This is a genomic window from Kitasatospora putterlickiae (genome assembly GCF_039527695.1).
Taxonomy (GTDB): Bacteria; Actinomycetota; Actinomycetes; order Streptomycetales; family Streptomycetaceae; genus Kitasatospora; species Kitasatospora putterlickiae.
Genome location: NZ_BAAAKJ010000444.1, coordinates 2,964 through 6,131, shown reverse-complemented (window position 1 = coordinate 6,131; position 3,168 = coordinate 2,964). Strand labels below are relative to the sequence as shown.

Genomic DNA, 3,168 nt, shown 5'->3' with positions numbered 1-3,168 from the left:
CCGGGACGGCGCCCGGCGGTGCGCCGGCGGGGTTGGCCGCTCCGCCGGCCGCGCCGGCAGGGGCAGGGGCAGGGGCAGGGGCAGGGGCAGGACCCTCGCCCTCGTAGTCGCCGGGGGCCTCGGATGCGACCGGCCGGGGCGCCAGCGGGCGGCCGTCCTGGCCGACCGCGCCGTCGACCGCCAGGCCTTCGGCCCTCGCCACGGCGGTGTGCCGGCCGGGCACGGCCTCTCCGGAGGCGGTGCAGTCCAGCGGACGGCCGAGTTCCAGCAGTCCGTCAGCGGACTGTCCTGTGCAACTGACCGGCCCCACCCCGGGGAGGTGGTCCACCACGGTGACCGCGCTGATCGGCGAGTCTCCGACGGCGTCCACCCGGTACCGCAGCCGGACGTCGCCGCCAACCACCATCGGCAGCGCCCGTCGACCGGACGCCGCCCGTCCATCGAGGAAAGGAGCGACACCACCGAAGGATTGAGTGGAGATCAGGTTTCGCCGTGCGGCCCGGTCGGCGCGGGCCACCACTCCGGAGCCGGTCGGGACGCCGACCCGGGTCAGGGTGATCCCGGCGACCAGCCCCTGATAGCCGGCCTCCGCGGTCGCGACGGCCTTCGGCAGGCCCTTCGGGGCGGTGGCCTCGGCCCGGACCCCGGTCCGCTGCCGCCCGCTCCGGGCCGGCAGGGTGGTCGAGCACTCGACCACGCCCAGCGGTGGCAGGGCGAAGGGCTGTCCGTTTCCGCAGACCACCGCCGCCCCGGAGACCTGGGCGTCCGTGACGGTCGTGACGGTGAGCGGGTACTCGGCCAGGTTCGTCAACCGGTAGACGCGGAGCAGCTGTTCATCGGCGCGGACCCGGACGTCGACACCGGTCGCACCGTTGGTGCGGACCTCCAGCCGGACCGCCCCCCTGGCCTCACCGCCCGCCGGGTGGACGGCCGGGGCCCGGGGGGCGTCGGCCAGCCCGGCCGGGGCGGGGATGAGGAGAAGAGAAGGAAGGACGGCGAGGAGGAGGGTCAGGCGAGCGGCGACACGGCGGGACGGACGGAGCGGGGAACGACTCGGCGGCGACACTGACCCAACGATCACCGTGTCATTCTTCGCCGCACCCGCACGGCGGAGCGGGGCGGCGCCGCGCGCCGTCGGCGTGGATGACACGGATGGCCCACACCGGCGCGGGGCCGGATACCGGACCAGCCGTCAGGGGATCACGATCACCGGGCGGTTGGCCCGGCGGGCGAGACGGCCGGAGACCGAACCGAAGATCTTGCCGAGCAGGCCGTGCGTCGTGCCGACCACGATCGCGTCGGCGGCGAACTCGCGGCCGACCTCCTCGATCTCGTGACAGATGTCGCCGCCCCGTTCGACCAGGATCCAGGGCACCCCGGCGAGGAAGTCCGCGCAGGCGAGCTCCAGGCCGAGCACCTCGGTGCGGTGGTCGGGGAGATCGACGAAGACCGGCGGTTCGCAGCCCGCCCAGACGGTGGCGGGCAGGCGGTTGGCGACGTGCACGATCACCAGTCCGCACTGGGAGCGGCGGGCCATGCCCACCGCGTAGGCGAGGGCTCGCTCACTGGACAGCGAGCCGTCGAAGCCCACCACCACGCCGTGCTGGAAGGCGGGGTCACAGGCCTTGGCGGGCGCCTCGCGGACCGCCGGCTCGCCCGTCACGCCGGGCGGGCCGGAGGTGCTCGGGCGCTCGGCACCCGGTCCCGGCCGGCCCGTCACCGGGGGCTCCGGGGCATCGGACCGCCGGTCCCGCCGCTGGCGGGAGCCCGATCCGGGGCGTCCCCGGCGCGCGAGGTGGCGAAGGGGGCGGGTGAAGCCACCGCCCCGGGCGTCCGCGCCCGGTTCCACCGGTCGGGAGGACTCAGAACCAGCCATGGCACAAGGCTCTTCGAAGGAGGTGGGCCGACAGGAGAGGACAACGCTGCCCGGGCGGCAGGCCCGCAGACGGGAAGACGTCGGTCTGTGCCGAGCACCACCGTGGGTGACCTGTTCCTTTCAGAGTACGACGGGCCGGACACGCAGCCCAGCCGCGCGGCCTCGGGGGCGCGTTCTTCCCGCGAACGAGGGATGCGCGCGCCGGACGCGATGCGCCCCCGGGCGGGCGCGGGGCGCCCCTCCGGCGAAGGAGGTTCTCTGGAGCTTGACTGAGCGGGCCGGGCGGCGCAACAGGCGCCGGGGACACCGTAACCGGACTGTCATGGATCGATGACGATCCGTTGCGGTCGGTCACCGGGTAGTGAAACGAGGGGTGCGGCGGGCCGTGGGCGGCGGGTGTGACACCGGTGCGGCGCCCGTTTCAGCCAAGGGGCACCGGTTCGGGACGCCGTCTGGCATTTGCCAGGTGCATAGGCGCGGCCGCTGGCACCATGCTCGGCATGCCCCTGCTCCTGCTCGACCTCGACAACACGCTGCTCCCCAGGGACGCCGCATTCCGGGCCTGGGCTCAGGACTTTCTGACCGAACGGGCGCTGCCGCCCGGCGACGTCGCCTGGCTCGTCACCATCGACGGCGGCGGCTACGTACCGCGCAGCACCGTACTGTCCGCCGCCCGTCGCCGCTACGGCCTCGACGAGTCGCTCGACCGGCTGCTCACCCACTACCGGCACGGCATCAACTCCTACATCCACTGCCCGGCCCGCAACATCGACGCGCTGCGGGCGGCGCGCGCCGCCGGGTGGACGCTCGGCATCGTCAGCAACGGCAACACCGGTCCCCAGCTGGAGAAGATCCGGCGCACCGGCCTCGGGCCGATGGTCGACGGCTGGGTGATCTCCGAGGAGGCCGACTGCGTCAAGCCGGACCCGCTGATCTTCGAGATCGCCGCGCAGCGGTGCGGCATCCGGCCCACCGGGGACTGGGCCACGCACACCTGGATGATCGGCGACCACGCCCCCGCGGACATCGCCGGCGCCGAGCTGGCGGGGCTGCGGAGCGTCTGGCTGCACCACGGCCGCCCGTGGGCCGAGCCCGCCTACCGGCCGACGCTCAAGGCGGCCGGTCTGCCGGAGGCCGTCGGACAGGTGCTGGCCGCTCGCGGTGCGCCGGCGTCCTGCCCGGAGACGCTGGCGGGATTCGTCGGCGGTGTCGCGGTCGCGCGCGCGGCGGGTGGCGCGCGCGCCCGCGAGCGCGGGTTCGCCGCGCTCCGGGCGGCGGCCGCCCCGGCGGTG

2 protein-coding genes and 1 pseudogene are annotated in these 3,168 nt (G+C 75.1%); 1 reads left to right on the top strand and 2 read right to left on the bottom strand.

Annotated elements, in window-relative coordinates:
* Together ABD308_RS36145 and ABD308_RS36140 are read right to left on the bottom strand one after the other, a co-directional pair.
* Positions 1-1,066 (bottom strand): hypothetical protein (locus ABD308_RS36145; RefSeq protein WP_425554945.1); only part of this gene is annotated, 1,066 nt, incomplete at its 3' end.
* Between the two features lie 126 nt (positions 1,067-1,192).
* Positions 1,193-1,627, bottom strand: a pseudogene (locus ABD308_RS36140) (universal stress protein); the annotation flags it as partial.
* Between the two features lie 749 nt (positions 1,628-2,376).
* Here ABD308_RS36140 and ABD308_RS36135 point away from each other — a divergent pair.
* Positions 2,377-3,168 (top strand): HAD family hydrolase (locus ABD308_RS36135; protein WP_344344408.1); only part of this gene is annotated, 792 nt, incomplete at its 3' end.